Raw genomic sequence first — 18,317 nt, 5'->3', positions numbered from 1 at the left:
GCTTTGGCGGGTTGATTGGGTGATTCTTTTCGCCTTTAGGCGAAAAGGTTTCTCTGCAAAAGTCGCATATGCAGAAAATATATGCTCTAAAGTATAATGCGCCCCATGACAGAAATCGACCCAACCCCAGAATCTTCCGAAGCACCTTACCAGCGCCGTATCCGCAGTTTTGTCTTGCGCCAGGGACGTTTGACCAAGGGCCAGGAGCGTGCGCTGGAAACGGCATGGCCACAATTTGGCATTGAGTATGTTGAACAAACGCTGGATTTGGCGCATACGTTTGGCCGTAACCACAGTCCCAAAATCCTGGAAATCGGGTTTGGCATGGGTGATGCCACTGCGAAAATTGCCCAGACGCTACCGGACAATGATTTTCTGGCGGTAGAGGTGCATACGCCAGGCGTCGGCAGTTTGCTCAAGCTGATGCAAGAGGGTGATATCCGGAATATCCGCATTCTTCAGCATGATGCGGTGGAAGTATTGCAGAATATGCTGGCCGATGCTTCGCTGGATGGTGTGCATATTTTCTTCCCGGATCCGTGGCATAAAAAACGGCACCATAAACGCCGGTTGATCCAGGCTGAGTTCATCCAGCTGCTCTGCTCAAAACTGAAAGCGGGTGCTTACATTCATGTGGCGACAGACTGGCAGGAGTATGCGGAATGGGTGCTGGAAGTATTGCGCGCCGACCCGCAGTTGCAGAATACAGCGGCTGAGTACGCGGAAAAACCAGTTTACCGGCCACTGACCAAGTTTGAAAACCGCGGACTCAAGTTAGGGCACGGTGTATGGGATCTGGTGTTTAAACGTATCTAAAAAAGCAGAACGGCAGAATAAATCTGCCGTTTCTTATTCAGCCGGTGATTCCTCGGCCCCTTCGCCAGCCCCTGCGCTAAAGAACCATTGCCCAAGCACAGTTTCTGCTTCATCCACGCCTTGTTTTTTCAGGCTGGAAAATAACTGCACACTGATGCCTTCGCCCCAGGTCGTTTGTAATTCCTTGCGCACTTTGTTCAGGGTAATGGTTGCTTCACTGCGGGATAGTTTATCGCTTTTGGTCAGCAATACATGCACCGGCTTGCCGGTAGGGCAAAACCAGTCCAGCATTTGCCTGTCCAGCGGTGTGAGCGGATGACGGCTATCCATGACCAGCACCAGTCCTGCCAGGCTCTGGCGTTCACTTAAATAGCGGGACAGCACATTTTGCCAGTGCATGCGCATGGCTTCCGGCACCTTGGCGTAACCGTAACCCGGTAGATCGACCAGGTGTTTGTCGTCACCCAAGGTGAAAAAATTAATTAACTGTGTGCGGCCAGGTTGCTTGCTGACAAAGGCGAGCCGGTTGTGATTTGCCAGCGTATTCAGGGCGCTGGATTTGCCTGCATTCGAGCGTCCGGCAAATGCAACTTCGATCCCGCTGGCAGGCGGCAGATCGCGCAGATGATGGGCGGAAATATGGAAGCGGGCATTTTGAAAAACGGGCATGGTTGAAGTTGGGTTGCCTGAGGGTTTTATGGACTATTCAGTTACGCATGCTATCACGAACGGGGTTTGTTTGATAAAATGGCGCCCAATAAAAATGTTGGGGCATTGAATTATGTTGAAGAGTGTTAAGGCCGGGTTGTTTGTACTGCTGGCAATGGGTATTCAACCGGTATTCGCTGAAGAAGCAGCGCCTGCCGAAGCCGCGCCAGTGGTGAACGGGCCGGAAAAAATAGTCCAGAACGTGTGTGCAGCCTGTCATGGAGCAGACGGTAACAGCGTGATTACGACCAATCCTAAACTGGCAGGTCAGCACCCCGAATATCTGCTCAAGCAATTGAGTGATTTTAAGAGCGGCGCCCGTGCCAATGCAGTGATGGCAGGCATGGCGGGCGCTTTGAGCCAGGAAGATATGGAAGGCCTGGCGAAATACTTTTCCAGCCAGAGTATCAAGCTGGCTAAAGCAAAAAGTAATGGTAAAGGTTCTCTGGGCGAGAAGATTTATCGTGGCGGTATCGCTGCGACACAAGTCCCTGCCTGTGCGGCTTGCCACGGTGTCACCGGTGCCGGTTTGCCGAAACAGTTCCCTCATTTGGCCGGTCAGCATGCGGACTATACTTTGCAGCAATTGCGTACTTTCCGCACTGGGGAACGTGCGAATGCGCCGATGATGATGACTATCGCTGGCAAAATGAGTGACGCCGAGATGCAGGCGGTGGCAGATTATATTCAAGGGTTGCGTTAATTTGCTCGCAGTAGAGAAAGGTGGCCGCGGCCACCTTTTTTACTAAGGGTTCATAAATATCGCGCAACCTTTTCTACTTGAGGTCGTCCATTCAGGCACGTGAATAGGTTGCCGTGTATGGTTCAAGTCCTGCCTGTCGCCATCACTTAAACTTTAAATCTGCCAATTCTAGAAGAGAGCATGTTGAAAGTATCTGTTCCTTTATCACAACGCGTGTATGAACTGCTGAGCTCCATGCGGTTTGCCGTGAGCCTGTTGACGCTGCTTGGCATCGCTTCGATTATCGGGACTGTGCTCAAGCAGAATGAGCCGTACCAGAATTACATCGTCAAGTTTGGCCAGTTCTGGTTTGAGCTGTTTGAAACGCTGGGGCTGCTGGATGTCTATCATTCTGCCTGGTTCCTGGTGATTCTGTTGTTCCTGGTGATTTCGACCACGCTCTGTGTGATTCGTAATTCACCCGTGATGCTGAAAGAGTGGAAAACCTACAAGGAGCATGTCACCGAGAAATCACTGCGCTTGTTCAGCCATCAGGCCAGTCTGGCAGTGAATCAGCCGGCTGCGGCTACGCAAGCACGGCTTGCCGATTTCCTGTCAGCCGAACGCTATATGTTTAAAAGCAGGCAGCAAGATAATGGCGATGTGCTGATATCGGCCAAGTTAGGCACACATCAGCGCCTGGGTTATATTTTTACCCACGCTGCGATTGTCGTGATTTGCTTTGGCGGTTTGCTGGATGGTAATTTGCCTTTTAAGGTGCAAGAGCTGTCAGGCATCAAGAAAATCGAGACGCGCGATATTCCTTCGCGCAAGGTGCCTGAAGAAAGCCGCCTGGGCGCCAATAACCTGTCATTCCGTGCCAATATGACCTTGCCGGAAGGCGAACGTGACAATGTGGCATTTGTCCGTGTCCGCGATGGCTACTTGGTGCAGGAGCTGCCATTTACGGTGGCGCTCAGGGATTTCCGCATCGAGCATTACCCGACCGGGATGCCAAAATCGTTTGAGAGCGATATCACCATCACCGACCCGGAGCTAAGCAAACCGATAGAAGCCACGGTGCGTGTCAATCACCCTTATATCTACAAGGGCATTGCCATTTACCAGTCTGATTTCCAGGATGGTGGCTCGCAACTCAAATTCAAGCTGTGGGATTTATCCGGCAGCCAGGACGGGTTTGATGTTGATGGCGTGGTCATGCAAAAAGGCGCGCTCGGTGAAGGCGATCACAAGATGACGGTGGAATTCAATGAGTTTCGCCAGTTCAATATTTTAAACTTGTCCATAGATGGCAAGGGCAAACCGCATAACGTGGGGCCCAACACCACCCTGAAACTGCGGAATGCCAGTGGCCAGGCACGCGAATACATCAATTACATGCAACCGCTGCAACTGGATGGCCGTGCGTATTTTGTGTCCGGCATGCGTGAGACCGTGCAGGAGGAGTTCAAGTATTTGCGTATCCCGGCAGATGATGAGATGGAAATCACCGGGTTTATGGCTTTGCGCCAGACCCTGCGTAACGATCAGTCGATTCGGCAAATCGCCAGCGAAATTGCCAAACAGATGCCGGGCGATAATGCGCCATTAAAAGCGCAGTTTGAACAAAGCCTGCAACAGTTGATGCAGACATTCAAGCGTGGCGGCTACAGCGAGCTTTCCAAAATTATTGAAAGTGCAGTGCCGGAGGCACAACGTGATCAGGCGGCGCAAACCTATTTGAAACTGTTGAATACCACTGCGATGCAGGCATACCAGATGAGTCGCGCCCAACGCCACTTACCGCCCGCGCCGCAGGATCAGGCCACAGCGGTTTTTATTCAGGACAGTCTGAATGCCATGAATGACCTGTTTTTCTATGGCACGCCGTATTATTTTCAGTTGAAGGATTACACGCTGAAACAGGCGAGCGGTTTCCAGCTTACGCGCTCACCGGGGCAGTTCTGGGTGTACCTGGGGTCGGTGATGCTGGTACTGGGCATTTTTGCCATGTTCTATATCAGGGAACGTCGCGTATGGATATTAATCAAACCAGTACGGCAGGAAGTGTTGCTGGCCATGTCATCCAACCGTAAAAATATGGATCTGGACCAGGATTTTGCGCGCATGCAACAGCAACTTACCACGCTGTTGCAAACCGGGCAGGCAGATTAATTGCCTGCTCGAATATATAGGGGAATGTGATGAATACATCTGCACCATGGTCGAAACCGGCTTCTTTCTGGCAAACGCTCAGCGCGTTTGACTGGTTGTATGCGGTGTTGTTATTAGCCGGCGGAATTTTTTCTTACCAGCGATATGCCGGATACATGGATATCTACGAAGTCGGCTTCCTGTTCGGGGCGGTTGGCGTATTCAGTTATCTGGGCTGGCGCTGGTCCGGCATCGCCAGGCTGGTGCTGGGTGTGGCAGTGCTGAGCCTGATTGGTGTTTATACCTATCATGGCGATCTTGCCAATGGCAGTCAAAGTTTCCTGCTCAAGTTCCTGCTGTCCAGCCAGTCCGCTGTGATGTGGATGAATGTGCTGTTCGTGCTGGCGATGCTGACTTACTGGCTGGCACTGTTCCAGAAATCGGCGTTTACGGCAAAAGTCGCCACCGCCCTGACCTGGACGGCGACGCTGTTTGGCTTTGTCGGGCTGATGGTGCGCTGGTATGAGTCTTACCTGATTGCACCGGATATCGGCCACATCCCCATCAGCAACCTGTATGAAGTCTTTATCCTGTTCTGCCTGATTACCGCCTTGCTTTACCTGCATTATGAGCAGTTGTTCAATACGCGCCAGCTGGGCGGGTTTGTGCTGGTGGTGATTAACGCGGCGGTGGGCTTTATCCTGTGGTACACCTTTGATCGCCATGCCAATGAAATCCAGCCATTAGTGCCTGCCTTGCAAAGTTACTGGATGAAAATCCATGTGCCGGCCAATTTTATCGGTTACGGCTCATTTTCCCTGGCGGCGATGGTCGCTGGCGCCTATCTGCTGGTCAGGCATAATATCCTGGCCAGTCGCCTGCCAGCGCTGCATGTGCTGGATGACTTGATGTACAAGGCCATTGCCATCGGTTTCGCTTTTTTTACCATTGCAACCATCCTCGGTGCCATGTGGGCCGCCGAAGCATGGGGTGGTTACTGGTCCTGGGATCCGAAAGAAACCTGGGCGCTGATTGTCTGGCTCAATTACGCCGCCTGGCTGCATCTGCGCCTGATGAAGGGCTTGCGGGGCACCGTGCTGGCCTGGTGGGCGCTGGTGGGCTTGCTGGTGACCACGTTTGCTTTCCTTGGCGTCAATATGTTCCTGAGTGGGTTGCACTCCTACGGTACCCTTTAATTTTAGTGATCCTGTCATAACGGGCGGATGTGCATACATCTGCCCGTTTTCTTTATGGTGCCCTGCCAGCCACTGTTATTGTTAACTAATATTTATTTTATTTAATAAATGTTAATATTTCCCGGCGATAATTTTTACTTGGGTGATAAATCACGGGGAGAAGGAAATGAATAAACTGCAGGGATTCAGTTTGATTGAGCTGGCGATGGTATTGGTGATTGCCGGTTTGTTACTGGCAGGGGTGATGCGTGGACAGGAGCTGATTGCCAATGCCAAGGTGAAAAGCCTGGCCAGCGATTTCAGGAACATACCTGCTTATATTTATGGCTATCAGGACAGGTTTCGTGCTTTGCCGGGGGATGATCACGTGGCCGATATTCATCTGGCCGGAGGTGTCAATGCAACGTCGGGCAATCAGGCCCAGAATGGTTTGATAGAGGGTGCCTGGAGTTCGGACACTGCAACGGATGAATCATATTTGTTGTGGCAGCATTTGCGCCTGGCAGGGTTTGCGACAGGGTCTGCTGTGGTCGGTAGCGCGCAATATGTCCCTCGCAATAGTGAAGGTGGGCGGTTAGGTATCACCAATAGCGGAACACTGGGCATTGGCTCCGGTACATTTAATGGCATGCATGCTTTATGTTCGGATGGTATTTTGGGCAAATATGCACTTCAACTGGATATCATGCTCGATGACGGGGTTGGCGATAGTGGTGCCATGCGCATTCTGAATAATGGCACCCAGAGTAGTGGTGCGCCAAATACAGGGACAGCAACACTGCAATCCGCAATGCCCTATTTAGTCTGCATGAGTTTTTAGTGTAGAATACAACACAATCATCTCGCAAAAAGCCTGTTTGTCAGGCTTTTTGTTTTATATGCCACAGGGAGGAATTCCCGAGTGGCAAACTGATTTAGAATGAGAGCCGCTTGCAAACGAATCGAGTCACATGGCCCAATCAATTGTAGAAATTAAAGATCTTTCCTTTGGCTATAAAGGTAAATTGTTGCATCACGGCATCAATATGACCTTCCAGAAAGGTAAGGTCGTGGCCATCATGGGTGGCAGTGGCAGCGGTAAAACCACTTTGTTGCGCCTGATCGGCGGACAGCTCAAGCCGACCAAAGGTGAGGTGACGGTGGGTGGTGAAGTCGTTCATCATCAGAACCGTGAAGGTATTTATCGCTTGCGCCGCAAAATGGGCATGCTGTTCCAGCATGGTGCCTTGTTTACCGATTTGTCTGTGTTCGACAACGTCGCTTTCCCGATTCGCGAGCATACTGACTTGCCGGAAAGCATGATTCGCGATCTTGTCCTGATGAAACTCAATGCCGTTGGCTTGCGTGGCGCGCATGCCCTGATGCCCGCGGAGCTTTCAGGTGGCATGGCGCGTCGTGTGGCGCTGGCGCGCGCGATTGCGCTGGACCCCAGCATTATCATGTATGACGAGCCGTTTGCCGGACTGGATCCGATTTCCATGGCCGTGATCTGTGATCTGATCCGTAGTCTCAACGATGTGCTAGGGGCGACTTCCATTATTGTGACACACGATGTGGAGGAAACCTTCCAGTTTGCGGATTACATCTATTTTGTTGCCAACGGTGTGGTGGCTGCAGAGGGTTCGCCTGACGAGCTGCGTAACTCTGAGTTGCCGTTTATTCACCAGTTTGTGCATGGGGAAAAAGATGGGCCGGTACCTTTCCATTATGCAGCCCCTGAATATCATGCCAGCCTGTTAAGAGGAGCACGCTAATGCGCAAAGTGCAACGCATGTTCAGCAAGCTCGGGGCTGGCTGTATCAACAAATTATGGCGCCTGGGTGCGGGTGCGCGCCTGTTCTGGTTGACGCTGATTTCTTCCGGGGAAAGTTTCCGCCGTTTCAGGCTGACTGTGCGAGAAGTTTATTTTACCGGCGTGCTGTCACTGATCATCATCCTGGTCTCGGCATTTTTTGTCGGCATGGTGCTGGCCTTGCAGGGTTATCATACGCTGCAGAAATATGGCTCCTCTGAGGCGATTGGCGTCCTGGTGGCACTGGCGCTGGTGCGTGAGCTCGGGCCGGTGGTGACGGCATTACTGTTTGCGGGACGTGCCGGCACGGCAATTACCGCAGAAATTGGCTTGATGAAGGCGACCGAGCAATTGTCCGCCATGGAAATGATGGCAGTCAGCCCGATTGCACGCGTGGTTGCACCGAGATTCTGGGCCGGTGTAATTGCCATGCCCATCCTGGCAACCCTGTTTACCATGGTCGGCATTCTGGGGGGGTATCTGGTGGCTGTCCCGTTGATCGGGGTAGATGCTGGTGCTTTCTGGTCACAAATGCAGGCCAATGTGGACTGGCAATATGACATCCTCAATGGTGTACTCAAAAGCATTGTATTTGGGGTGGCTTGTACCATGATTGCCTTGTTCGAAGGCTATGATGCGCCACCGACAGCGGAGGGTGTGAGCCGGGCGACAACGCGCACGGTAGTGACGTCCTCACTGGCAGTCCTTGGCTTGGATTTTGTATTAACGTCGTTCATGATCGCGGTTTAACATCGGGCAGGCACGCAACATTCGCGGAGAGTAGTATGGAAAGAACAACAATTGATTTATGGGTGGGTATTTTTGTGGCGATGGGATTCGCTGCATTATTAAGCCTGGCGATGAAGGTCGGTAACCTGACGACCAGTGATGTTGGCGACACGTATATGGTGACCGCGAACTTTGAGAACATTGGTGGCCTCAAACCTCGGGCGCCGGTCAAAAGTGCCGGGGTGGTGGTCGGCCGTGTCGGTGATATTCGCTTTGATGCGAAAACTTATGAGGCTGTGGTGAGTCTGAATATTGATAAGCGCTACAACTTCCCCAAGGATACTTTCGCCAATATTTATACTGCCGGCTTGCTGGGCGAGCAATATGTTGGCCTGGAAGCAGGCGGGGATGAAAGCAATCTGCAGAATGGCGACAAGATTACCCAGACACAAGATGCCGTCGTCCTGGAAAAACTGATTGGCCAGTTCCTGTATAACAAGGCAACTGAAGGCGACGATAAAACAGTGAAAGCGGCTGCATCAACCGAATCAGGGGCTCATGCGTTAGATGCCAGTCCATTGGACAATATAGGTAAGTAATTCCAAATAATTGATAAAGGGAAAACGATGAAAAATTGGTGGATGGCATGTGCCATGTGGCTGGTAAGCGGTGTGGCACTGGCTGGAATGGCACCGGATCAGCTGGTGAAGAAAACGGCTGATGACGTCATTGAAGTAATCAAATCTGATAAAGACATTCAGGCAGGTAACCAGCAAAAGATCTTTGCACTGGCAGAAGAGAAAATTCTGCCGAACTTTGACTTTGATAAAGTTTCGCGCCTGGTACTGGGTAAAAACTGGACGAAAGCGACACCTGAGCAGCAGGCAGCTTTCCAGGCTGAGTTCAAGACCCTGTTATTACGTACCTATGCGACAGCATTGTCCAAATATAAAAATCAGACCATTGACTACAAACCTTTCCGCATGGAAGCCGGTGCAGACACCGCTACTGTAAAGACCGCTATCCAGCAGCCAGGTGGCGAACCCATCTCTGTAGACTACACCCTGGGTAAAAAGGGTGAAGACTGGAAAGTGTTTGATATCGTGATCGAGAGCGTGAGCCTGGTGACCAACTATCGCAGCCAGTTCGCGCAGGAAATCCGCCAGAATGGCCTGGACAGCCTGAACAAGAAGCTGGCTGAGAAAAACAAGGCTGCGACAGGTAAATAATTCGTTCTGGACGGGGGATATTTGTGGCACACATCACGCAACAGCAAGGTCGTTTAAGTTTTAATGGACATTTGCTGGTCAATAATATCAGCGAAACCCTGGCTGAATTGCAGGGCTTACGCCTGGAGGCGCCATTGACGCTGGACTTCACGCAAGTGGGAGAAGTCGATACGGTCGCAATCAGCCTGATACTGGAGATCCAGCGCCAGCTTAATCACCAGCATGTGCATGCTGAACCCGTCTCGGTGGTGGGGGTGCCTGACAATCTGCGTAGCCTGATGCAGTTATATGGTGTGGATAAATTCTTGTTAAATTAACCGCATCAACCAGTCAGCAAACCCCAGCTCCGGACAGAGGTGGGGTTTCGTTTTTTCAGGATAAGGAAAGGCAAGACAGTGGCGGCAGCCGTAGAAATTCAAGGAATTACCAAGCATTTTGGTGCCTTTGAAGCACTGAGGGGCATAGACCTGACGATTGGGCAGGGAGAGTTTTTCGCCTTGCTGGGGCCAAATGGTGCCGGAAAATCGACATTGATTAATTTGATGTCCGGTTTGTTGAGGCCGACTTCCGGCCATATTCGCATTATGGGGCATGACGTACAGTCTGATTATCAGCAGGCGCGTATGGCGCTGGGCGTGGTACCACAGGAGTTGGTGTTCGATCCTTTCTTCAATGTGCGTGAAATGATGCGCTTCCAGGCCGGTTATTTTGGCTGTGGTCCGGAGAATGATGGCTGGATAGATGAAGTGATTACCGGCCTGGGGCTGGCCGATAAAGCGCACACTAATATGCGTCAACTGTCTGGCGGTATGAAACGACGTGCCTTGATTGCCCAAGCGCTTGCGCACAGGCCGCCAGTGATTGTCCTGGATGAGCCGACGGCGGGCGTGGATGTAGAATTGCGCCAGATGTTATGGGTGTTTATCCAGAAACTGAACCGGCAAGGGCATACCATTATCCTGACCACGCATTATCTTGAGGAGGCTGAGACATTGTGCCAGCGCGTCGCCATGCTAAAGCAGGGCAGGGTTGTAACGCTGGACACGACGCAACAGCTCCTGCGCAGCCATGCCGCCAAACAGTTGTCTCTGCGAGTAGAGGGGGTTGTACCCGCCCACTTGCAAACAATGATCAAGCAGCAACAGGGTGATGAAGTCATTTTTAATCTGGCAGATATAGGCCAGGTCGAAATAATTTTATCTGCATTGCGCCAGGCGCAAGTGGCAGTGCTGGACATTCAATTGCAGGAAGTCGATTTGGAGGATGTCTTCCTCAACCTGGTCGGCAGCCAGGGAGGGCAAGCATGATGCGGTTACTTTCAACATGGCTGAATCCTTTTTACTGGCTGGATGACCATATCAGCCCACGCTACCGCGGCATGTATACCTTGTTCAAGAAGGAGCTGTTACGCTTCTGGCGGGTAGCGTTCCAGACGATTGCATCCCCTATCCTGACCGCGTTGCTATACCTGCTGATTTTTTCGCATGTGCTGGAATCGCATGTCAAAGTGTATGACCAGGTGAGCTACACGGCTTTCCTGGTGCCGGGCTTGATGATGATGTCGCTGTTGCAGAATGCTTTTGCCAATAGCTCATCCAGCCTGATCCAGTCCAAGGTCATGGGCAATATTATTTTCCTGATGCTGACGCCACTGACGTACCTGGAATTTTTTATCGCTTTTCTGGCTGCCTCCATGATCCGCGGCCTGGCCGTCGGTTTGAGCATCTACCTGGTGGCCTTGCTTTTTGTGGATGTGCCTACTGTGCATCCGTGGTGGATTATTGCATTTGCGTTATTGGGTAGTGCTTTGCTGGGAACATTTGGCGTGATTGCCGGTATCTGGGCGGATAAATTTGACCAGATGGCAGCTTTCCAGAACTTTGTCATTATGCCGCTGACATTTTTGTCTGGCGTGTTCTACTCTATCCACTCCCTGCCGCCATTCTGGCAGGCAGTGTCACAGCTGAACCCGTTTTTTTACATGATAGACGGCTTCCGCTATGGATTCTTCGGGCAGGGCGATGTTTCGCCATGGCTAAGTCTTGGGGTGGTCGGTGTGTTTCTTTTGGCATTAGCGTGGCTGTGCCTAAAGATGCTAAAATCCGGTTATAAATTACGTAGTTAGCGGAGTCTGGCAACGAGGTGAATTGCGGATGCAGAATTGCCTGAAGTGCCGGCCTGCCATTGAAAATAAAGCGAGGTTTTGTGTTATCAGCAGCCCAAGTGCAATCGTATATCCTGAGTGGATTGGCGTGCGACTATATTAAGGTGAATGGAGATGACGGTACGCATTTTGATGCCGTGATTGTCAGCCCGGCGTTTGAAGGCAAGCGCATGGTACAGCAGCACCAGCTGGTTTACGCCGCACTGGGTGACCGCATGCGTGCCGAGATTCATGCGCTGGCGATGCAAACCTACACGCCAGCACAATGGCAACAGATGCAGCAGGCCTGATAAGGCCGCAAACAGACAGAATTGATTGGAGAAAACATGGACGCACAAGCAAAGATTAAAGAAACAGTCACTGCAAACAAAGTGGTGCTGTACATGAAAGGGAGCCCGAAATTTCCGCAATGCGGTTTTTCCAGCGTGGCAGCACAAATCCTCAATGCCTGTGGCGCGGAGTTTGTCTCAGTGGACGTGCTGCAGGATATGGACGTCCGCGAAGGCATCAAGCAGTACGCTAATTGGCCCACCATTCCGCAACTGTACGTCAACGGCGAGTTTATCGGCGGTGCTGACATTATGCGCAGCATGTACCAAAGCGGTGAATTGCAAGAACTGTTGGCGAAAGCGTAATTTTGGACAAACTGATTATTGAAGGTGGCGTGCCTTTGCACGGCGAAGTGGTCGTGTCTGGCGCCAAGAATGCCGCTTTGCCGATTTTGTGTGCCGCTTTGCTGGCAGAAACACCGCTCACCCTCACCGGTGTCCCTGAGTTACGCGATGTGTCTTCCACACTCACGTTACTGGATACCATGGGCGTCAAGGTTGTAAAAGAAGATGATCGGGTGATCCTGGATGCCAGTGATGTGGCCTCTTTTGAAGCGACTTATGAAATGGTGAAAACCATGCGCGCTTCTATTCTGGTATTGGGGCCGTTGCTGGCACGTTTTGGTACGGCCCGTGTCTCATTGCCGGGTGGCTGTGCCATCGGATCACGGCCAGTAGATTTGCATATCAAAGGCTTGCAAGCCATGGGGGCTGCCATGCATATCACGCATGGCTATATCCAGGCGAGCACCCTGCATTTACCCAACCGCCGTTTGCAAGGTGCCAAATACTATATGGATTTGGTCACCGTCACCGGTACTGAAAACCTGATGATGGCAGCAGCTTTGGCACAAGGCACCACGGTGCTGGAGAATGCCGCCAAAGAGCCCGAAGTGGTCGATCTGGCCGAGTGCCTGAACAAAATGGGGGCGAAAATCAGTGGGGCTGGTACTGACACCATTACCATCGAAGGCGTAGAACGCCTGACTGGTGCAGAGCATCATATCGTCTGTGATCGTATTGAAGCAGGCACTTATATGGTCGCGGCTGCAATGACGGGTGGCGAAGTCACGTTGAAAAATGCGCGAGCCGACCTGCTCGAAGCCGTGATTGAAAAGTTACGCGAAGCAGGGGCACAAGTGAGTAACGATGCGGATAGCATCACCGTTAAAAGCAATGGCCAACTGAAAGCGATCAATATCCGTACTGCACCGCATCCGGCATTCCCGACTGATATGCAGGCGCAATTCATGGCGATGAATACCGTAGCAGACGGCGTATCGACTGTCGTGGAGACGATTTTTGAAAATCGCTTCATGCACGTGCAGGAATTGCAGCGCATGGGTGCCAATATCGAGATACAGGGCAATACCGCGCTGGTCAAAGGTGTGCCTGCGCTGGAAGGCGCAAGCGTGATGGCCACTGATCTGCGCGCATCTGCGGGACTGGTGCTGGCTGGCCTGGTGGCTGATGGCGAAACCGTGATTGACCGCATTTATCATCTGGACCGTGGTTACGAACGGCTGGAAGAGAAACTGAACCGGCTGGGCGCCAAAGTCCGCCGGTCAAACTAAACGATACGCAGGCCACTACTTATGATAACGATAGCCCTTTCCAAAGGTCGCATTTTTGAAGAAACCACGCCGCTGCTGGCTGCTGCCGGTATCCAGGCATTGGAAGACCCGGAAGCGTCGCGCAAGCTTATCCTGCCTACCAATCGCGAAGATGTGCGCCTGGTGATTGTACGTGCAACCGATGTCCCGACCTATGTGCAATATGGCGCGGCTGATATCGGTATCGCGGGCAAGGATGTGCTGGATGAGCATGGCGGTGAAGGCTTGTACCAGCCATTGGACCTGAATATTGCACGCTGCAAAATGATGGTCGCCGTGCGTGAGGACTTCGATTATGAAGCCAGTATCCGCCAGGGAGCACGCCTGAAAGTAGTGACCAAATATGTGAAAACGGCGCGCGAGCATTTTGCCGCCAAAGGCATGCATGTAGACCTGATCAAGTTATATGGCTCTATGGAACTGGGGCCGCTGGTTGGCCTGGCCGATGCGATTGTCGATCTGGTCAGTACGGGCGGCACCTTGCGCGCTAACAAACTTAAGGCAGTAGAAGAGATTGGCGCCATCAGTTCACGCCTGGTAGTGAACCAGGCTTCTTATAAAGTGAACCGTCCGTTGCTACAGCCTATTATTGATAATTTTGCCAATGCCATTCGTAGAGACTAAATGGCATCCGCAAGAAATTAATTTTTCGATAGATTGAACATGAATATCAAACGTTTAAATACCCAAAAGGCTGGATTTGATGCCGAGCTTAAAGCACTGCTTGCTTTTGAAACGGCACAGGACGACAGCATAGACCAGGTGGTCGCCAATATCCTGAAAGATATCAAGGCGCGTGGCGATGCAGCAGTGCTGGAATACACCAACCGCTTTGATAAAACCGGTGCTACCAGCCTGGCTGAACTGGAAATCCCGCAAGCAGAATTGCAAGCTGCCTTGGCAAGCCTGCCTGCTGCACAGCGCGAAGCATTGCAGGCGGCGGCTGATCGCGTGCGCAGTTACCACGAAAAACAGGTCATGCAATCCTGGCAATACACTGAGGCGGATGGCACATTGCTTGGACAACAGGTAACGGCGCTGGATCGTGTAGGCTTGTACGTGCCAGGCGGGAAAGCCGCTTATCCGTCTTCTGTCCTGATGAATGCGATTCCAGCCAAAGTGGCTGGCGTACAGGAATTGATTATGGTCGTGCCTACGCCCAATGGAGAAAAGAATCCGCTGGTACTGGCTGCTGCTGCCGTATGCGGTGTGACCCGCGTATTCTGTATCGGTGGCGCGCAAGCTGTCGGAGCGCTGGCTTATGGCACGGAAACTGTGCCACAAGTGGATAAAATTGTAGGCCCAGGTAACGCTTATGTCGCCGCCGCCAAGCGCCGTGTATTCGGCGTGGTTGGGATTGATATGGTGGCGGGTCCTTCCGAGATTCTGGTCATCAGCGATGGACAAAGTAACCCTGACTGGACGGCGATGGACCTGTTCAGCCAGGCAGAACACGATGAACTGGCACAGGCTATTTTGCTGTCACCCAGCGCTGAATTCCTGGACCAGGTGCAAGCCAGTATTGCACGCCAGGTCACCGACATGCCGCGCCAGGAAATCATCCGTACTTCCCTGCAGAATCGGGGCGCACTCATTCAAGTCAAGGATCTGGATGAGGCCGCCGAGATTTGTAATTACATCGCACCTGAGCATCTGGAATTGTCCATGGATGATGCGCTGGCGTTCAGCAAAAAAGTAAAACACGCTGGCGCCATCTTTATGGGGCGTGATACCTGTGAGGCGCTCGGTGATTACTGTGCCGGCCCTAACCATGTGCTGCCAACTTCCCGTACTGCGCGTTTCAGTTCGCCATTGGGTGTCTATGATTTCCAGAAGCGTTCCAGCCTGATTATGGTGTCTTCCGAAGGCGCGCAGAAGCTGGGAAAAATTGCAGCAACGCTGGCTTACGGCGAAGGCTTGCAGGCGCATGCCCGCAGTGCCGAATACCGCTTGAAGTAAGGTCAGTCGCCATGAGTAAGTTCTGGAGCCCGATTGTGCACACCCTGACACCCTATGTGCCAGGAGAACAGCCCAAGATTCAAAACCTGATCAAGCTGAATACCAATGAGAATCCTTATGGGCCAAGCCCCAAAGTGATTGCGGCATTGCAAGCTGAAGCTGCCGATAGTTTACGCTTGTATCCTGATCCGGATTCCAGTCGTTTGAAAGCAGCCATTGCGGGCTATCATGGCTTGCAAGTCGATCAGGTATTTGTTGGCAATGGTTCCGACGAAGTCTTGGCGCACGTATTCCAGGCATTACTCAAACATGATAAGCCGCTGCTGTTCCCGGATATTACCTATAGTTTCTATCCGGTCTATTGCGGACTGTATGGCATACAGTATGAAACTGTGCCATTGAATGCGCAGTTTGAAATCGCGATTGATGATTACCTGCGGCCCAATGGCGGCATTATTTTCCCCAATCCCAATGCGCCCACCGGTATTCCATTACCTTTGGCTGACATTGAGCGGTTACTCAGGGCAAATGCTGATTCAGTAGTGGTGATTGATGAAGCCTATGTAGATTTTGGCGCTGCGTCTGCCGTGGCACTGGTGAATCAATACCCTAATTTGCTGGTTACGCATACCTATTCCAAATCCCGTTCCCTGGCCGGGTTGCGCGTAGGCTATGCTGTTGGCAACCGTACACTGATCGAAGCGCTTATCCGGGTGAAAGACAGTTTCAACTCTTATCCCATAGACCGCTTTGCAGAGGCAGGTGCCATTGCGGCGATACAGGATGAGGCCTATTTCCAGCAAACGCGGCGGCAGGTCATTGCTTCCCGCGAGCAGTTGGTGAATGATCTGCAGGCGCTGAGATTTGAAGTATTGCCTTCGGGCGCCAACTTTATCTTTGCCCGCCACCCCAGTTATGCCGGCGAGCAATTGGCAGCCGGTTTACGCGAGCAGGCAGTGATTGTGCGGCACTTCAGGAAACCTGCCCGGATTGCCGACTTTTTAAGGATTACCATAGGCAATGAGGGGCAAAACCAGCTCTTTATGCAGGCAATCAGGTCGGTTTTAGGCGTTTAACGGCGTCAAATAAGGCGGTTGCCGCCCTTTAATGGCTAACTGATGGCAATTGAGATGTCATTACGCAAAAAAATATAACGCAATCTTGTCATTTTGTTTGAAATGCGGTTATGATGCACGCTATTGTACATAATGTGCAGTGAGGGTTGCGTTTGCATAACTGCTGCGCAAAAGTTCATTGGATTGAAAATATAGAGCAAACTCGGAGGAAGAAAAATGGCACAAACCCAGATGGCATTGGACTCATTGGATTTTGACGCAACGATCGCTTTGGCAGCCAAAGTGGCGCCACACGTTGATATCCTGGAAATTGGTACACCTTGTATCAAGCATAACGGTATCGAACTGTTGAAGGCACTGCGTGCAAAATTCCCTAACAACAAGATTTTGGTTGACCTGAAAACCATGGATGCCGGTTTCTACGAAGCTGAGCCATTCTACAAAGCAGGTGCAGATATTTGTACCGTTCTGGGTACTGCAGATGTCGGTACGATCAAAGGTGTGATTGATGCTGCCAACAAATATGGCAAAGAAGCTCAAATTGACCTGATCAATGTTAAAGACAAAAAAGCCCGCACACTGGAAGTGGTAAAACTGGGCGCACACATTATTGGTGTGCATACAGGTTTGGATCAGCAAGCGGCTGGCCAGACACCATTCGCTGATCTGGGCCTGGTATCTGGCTTGAAAACAGGTGCTAAAGTGTCTGTTGCCGGTGGTGTTAAAGCGGCTACAACCAAACAAGTAGTGGATGCCGGTGCTGATATCGTTGTAGCTGGTGCTGCTATCTACGGTGCTGCTGATCCAGCGGCGGCTGCTTCAGAAATCACCAAGATTGCACATGGTGCTGGTGCTTCTGCTAAAGGTGGTAACAAGTTGCTGCCATGGATCATCGCTGCGGTTGCTGCAGTACTGGTATTCTCCCTGCTGGGCAAAAAATCTGAAGAAGCTGCGCCTGCTACTGAAGCCCCTGCTGCTGAAGAAGCTGCACCTGCTGATGCTGCCCCGGCTGCCGAAGCACCTGCTGCAACTGAAGAAGCTGCTCCAGCTGCTGAAGAGGCTGCACCTGCCGCTGAAGCCGCACCAGCTGAAGAAGCCAAGTAATACAACCCTAAGTTTCCGGCTTTGGCTGGAATCATTAGTCTAAAAAGCAGTCCTGACGGGCTGCTTTTTTGTTTTTCATTGCAGGTTTTGCCAGTCTGCCAAGACTTGCGGTAAAATGCCGGTATTATTTGCCAATCTCTGTGATTACCCCTTTCCTCTTATGTCACGCCAAGCTGAAGTCACGCGCAATACACTTGAAACCCAAATTACAGTCGCCATCAACCTGGACGGTACCGGTCAGTCAGACCTGAAAAGCGGCTTGGGCTTTCTTGATCATATGCTGGACCAGATTGCCAGGCACGGCATGATTGATTTGAAAGTGCATGCCAAAGGGGATTTACACATTGATGGTCACCACACAGTGGAAGATATTGGTATTACGCTTGGGCAGGCTTTTTTCAAGGCGCTGGGTGATAAGAAGGGAATTACAAGATATGGTCATAGCTATGTGCCATTGGATGAAGCCTTGAGCCGTGTCGTGCTTGATTTGTCTGGCCGCCCAGGTCTGGCGTTCGATTGCAAATTCGTGCGTGCCATGATTGGTGAGTTCGATGCGGATTTGTTTTATGAGTTTTTCCAGGGATTCGTCAATCATTCACTGATTACTTTGCATATTGATAACCTTAAGGGACACAATGCGCATCACCAGGCTGAAACCATTTTCAAGGCCTTTGGCCGTGCGTTGCGCATGGCTATTACGCCTGACCCACGTATGGCCGGCATGATGCCGTCCACCAAAGGTTCGTTATAATCCCTTGATATTCAC

Annotated in this window: 21 protein-coding genes; 20 read left to right on the top strand and 1 reads right to left on the bottom strand. The window is 51.5% G+C overall.

Translation table 11 applies throughout. The annotated features are described in order from the left end of the window. The first annotated feature begins 105 nt into the window (after positions 1-105). Positions 106-816 carry a tRNA (guanosine(46)-N7)-methyltransferase TrmB gene (trmB, locus tag BLP53_RS09690; RefSeq protein WP_091471978.1) on the top strand — a complete coding sequence of 237 codons (711 nt, stop codon included), beginning with the start codon at positions 106-108 and terminating at the stop codon, positions 814-816. 33 nt (positions 817-849) lie between these two features. Here trmB and yihA read toward each other — a convergent pair whose 3' ends face one another. Continuing rightward, on the bottom strand, positions 850-1,485 hold the full coding sequence (gene yihA, locus BLP53_RS09685) for a ribosome biogenesis GTP-binding protein YihA/YsxC (RefSeq protein ID WP_091471977.1): 636 nt from the start codon (positions 1,483-1,485) through the stop codon (positions 850-852). A gap of 112 nt (positions 1,486-1,597) precedes the next feature. On the opposite strand from yihA, the gene BLP53_RS09680 reads away from it, so the two are divergent. The 19 genes from BLP53_RS09680 to hisB all read left to right on the top strand — a co-directional run bounded on the left by BLP53_RS09680 (position 1,598) and on the right by hisB (position 18,302). Then, a complete protein-coding gene (locus BLP53_RS09680; protein ID WP_245652782.1) occupies positions 1,598-2,227 on the top strand; it encodes a c-type cytochrome in 630 nt (209 codons plus the stop codon). 234 nt (positions 2,228-2,461) lie between these two features. Then, on the top strand, positions 2,462-4,381 hold the full coding sequence (locus tag BLP53_RS09675; RefSeq protein ID WP_091472349.1) for a cytochrome c biogenesis protein ResB: 1,920 nt from the start codon (positions 2,462-2,464) through the stop codon (positions 4,379-4,381). Positions 4,382-4,410: 29 nt separating this feature from the next. Continuing rightward, positions 4,411-5,556 (top strand): c-type cytochrome biogenesis protein CcsB, encoded by a 1,146-nt coding sequence (gene ccsB, locus BLP53_RS09670; RefSeq protein WP_091472348.1) that lies wholly within the window; start codon positions 4,411-4,413, stop codon positions 5,554-5,556. 166 nt (positions 5,557-5,722) lie between these two features. After that, a complete protein-coding gene (locus BLP53_RS09665; RefSeq protein ID WP_091471975.1) occupies positions 5,723-6,376 on the top strand; it encodes a type II secretion system protein in 654 nt (217 codons plus the stop codon). 130 nt (positions 6,377-6,506) lie between these two features. Continuing rightward, a complete protein-coding gene (locus BLP53_RS09660; RefSeq protein WP_091471974.1) occupies positions 6,507-7,310 on the top strand; it encodes an ABC transporter ATP-binding protein in 804 nt (267 codons plus the stop codon). Beyond that, complete coding sequence (mlaE, locus tag BLP53_RS09655; protein WP_091471973.1) at positions 7,310-8,098, top strand: lipid asymmetry maintenance ABC transporter permease subunit MlaE; 789 nt, start codon at positions 7,310-7,312, stop codon at positions 8,096-8,098. The genes BLP53_RS09660 and mlaE overlap by 1 nt, the downstream gene beginning before the upstream one ends. 35 nt (positions 8,099-8,133) lie before the next feature. Then, complete coding sequence (mlaD, locus tag BLP53_RS09650; protein WP_091471972.1) at positions 8,134-8,676, top strand: outer membrane lipid asymmetry maintenance protein MlaD; 543 nt, start codon at positions 8,134-8,136, stop codon at positions 8,674-8,676. Between the two features lie 27 nt (positions 8,677-8,703). Next, a complete protein-coding gene (locus tag BLP53_RS09645; protein WP_091471971.1) occupies positions 8,704-9,306 on the top strand; it encodes an MlaC/ttg2D family ABC transporter substrate-binding protein in 603 nt (200 codons plus the stop codon). Between the two features lie 23 nt (positions 9,307-9,329). Then, positions 9,330-9,623 carry an STAS domain-containing protein gene (locus tag BLP53_RS09640; protein WP_176755262.1) on the top strand — a complete coding sequence of 98 codons (294 nt, stop codon included), beginning with the start codon at positions 9,330-9,332 and terminating at the stop codon, positions 9,621-9,623. A gap of 78 nt (positions 9,624-9,701) precedes the next feature. After that, the gene (locus BLP53_RS09635) at positions 9,702-10,613 is read left to right on the top strand and encodes an ABC transporter ATP-binding protein (RefSeq protein WP_091471969.1); all 912 of its coding nucleotides are present in this window, start codon (positions 9,702-9,704) and stop codon (positions 10,611-10,613) included. A 71-nt stretch (positions 10,614-10,684) separates the two neighbouring features. After that, positions 10,685-11,431 carry an ABC transporter permease gene (locus tag BLP53_RS09630; RefSeq protein ID WP_176755284.1) on the top strand — a complete coding sequence of 249 codons (747 nt, stop codon included), beginning with the start codon at positions 10,685-10,687 and terminating at the stop codon, positions 11,429-11,431. Positions 11,432-11,511: 80 nt separating this feature from the next. Further along, a complete protein-coding gene (locus BLP53_RS09625) occupies positions 11,512-11,760 on the top strand; it encodes a BolA family protein (RefSeq protein ID WP_091471968.1) in 249 nt (82 codons plus the stop codon). Between the two features lie 36 nt (positions 11,761-11,796). Beyond that, the gene (grxD, locus tag BLP53_RS09620) at positions 11,797-12,105 is read left to right on the top strand and encodes a Grx4 family monothiol glutaredoxin (protein ID WP_091471967.1); all 309 of its coding nucleotides are present in this window, start codon (positions 11,797-11,799) and stop codon (positions 12,103-12,105) included. Between the two features lie 2 nt (positions 12,106-12,107). Continuing rightward, positions 12,108-13,373: a UDP-N-acetylglucosamine 1-carboxyvinyltransferase gene (gene murA, locus BLP53_RS09615; RefSeq protein WP_091471966.1), complete on the top strand. Its 1,266-nt coding sequence runs from the start codon at positions 12,108-12,110 to the stop codon at positions 13,371-13,373. Between the two features lie 21 nt (positions 13,374-13,394). Further along, a complete protein-coding gene (gene hisG / locus BLP53_RS09610; RefSeq protein WP_091471965.1) occupies positions 13,395-14,036 on the top strand; it encodes an ATP phosphoribosyltransferase in 642 nt (213 codons plus the stop codon). Between the two features lie 39 nt (positions 14,037-14,075). Further along, a complete protein-coding gene (gene hisD / locus BLP53_RS09605) occupies positions 14,076-15,371 on the top strand; it encodes a histidinol dehydrogenase (RefSeq protein ID WP_091471964.1) in 1,296 nt (431 codons plus the stop codon). Positions 15,372-15,382: 11 nt separating this feature from the next. Next, positions 15,383-16,447 carry a histidinol-phosphate transaminase gene (hisC, locus tag BLP53_RS09600; RefSeq protein ID WP_091471963.1) on the top strand — a complete coding sequence of 355 codons (1,065 nt, stop codon included), beginning with the start codon at positions 15,383-15,385 and terminating at the stop codon, positions 16,445-16,447. 216 nt (positions 16,448-16,663) lie between these two features. Next, complete coding sequence (hxlA, locus tag BLP53_RS09595; protein WP_091471962.1) at positions 16,664-17,551, top strand: 3-hexulose-6-phosphate synthase; 888 nt, start codon at positions 16,664-16,666, stop codon at positions 17,549-17,551. A 160-nt stretch (positions 17,552-17,711) separates the two neighbouring features. Then, positions 17,712-18,302, top strand: coding sequence for an imidazoleglycerol-phosphate dehydratase HisB (gene hisB / locus BLP53_RS09590; protein WP_091472346.1), 591 nt, complete (start codon positions 17,712-17,714; stop codon positions 18,300-18,302). Positions 18,303-18,317 lie beyond the last annotated feature (15 nt).

It is taken from the genome of Methylophilus rhizosphaerae (genome assembly GCF_900100975.1).
Lineage (GTDB): Bacteria > Pseudomonadota > Gammaproteobacteria > Burkholderiales > Methylophilaceae > Methylophilus > Methylophilus rhizosphaerae.
The sequence above is the reverse complement of the archived record's forward strand: the minus strand, read 5'-3'. Positions and strand labels throughout refer to the sequence as shown.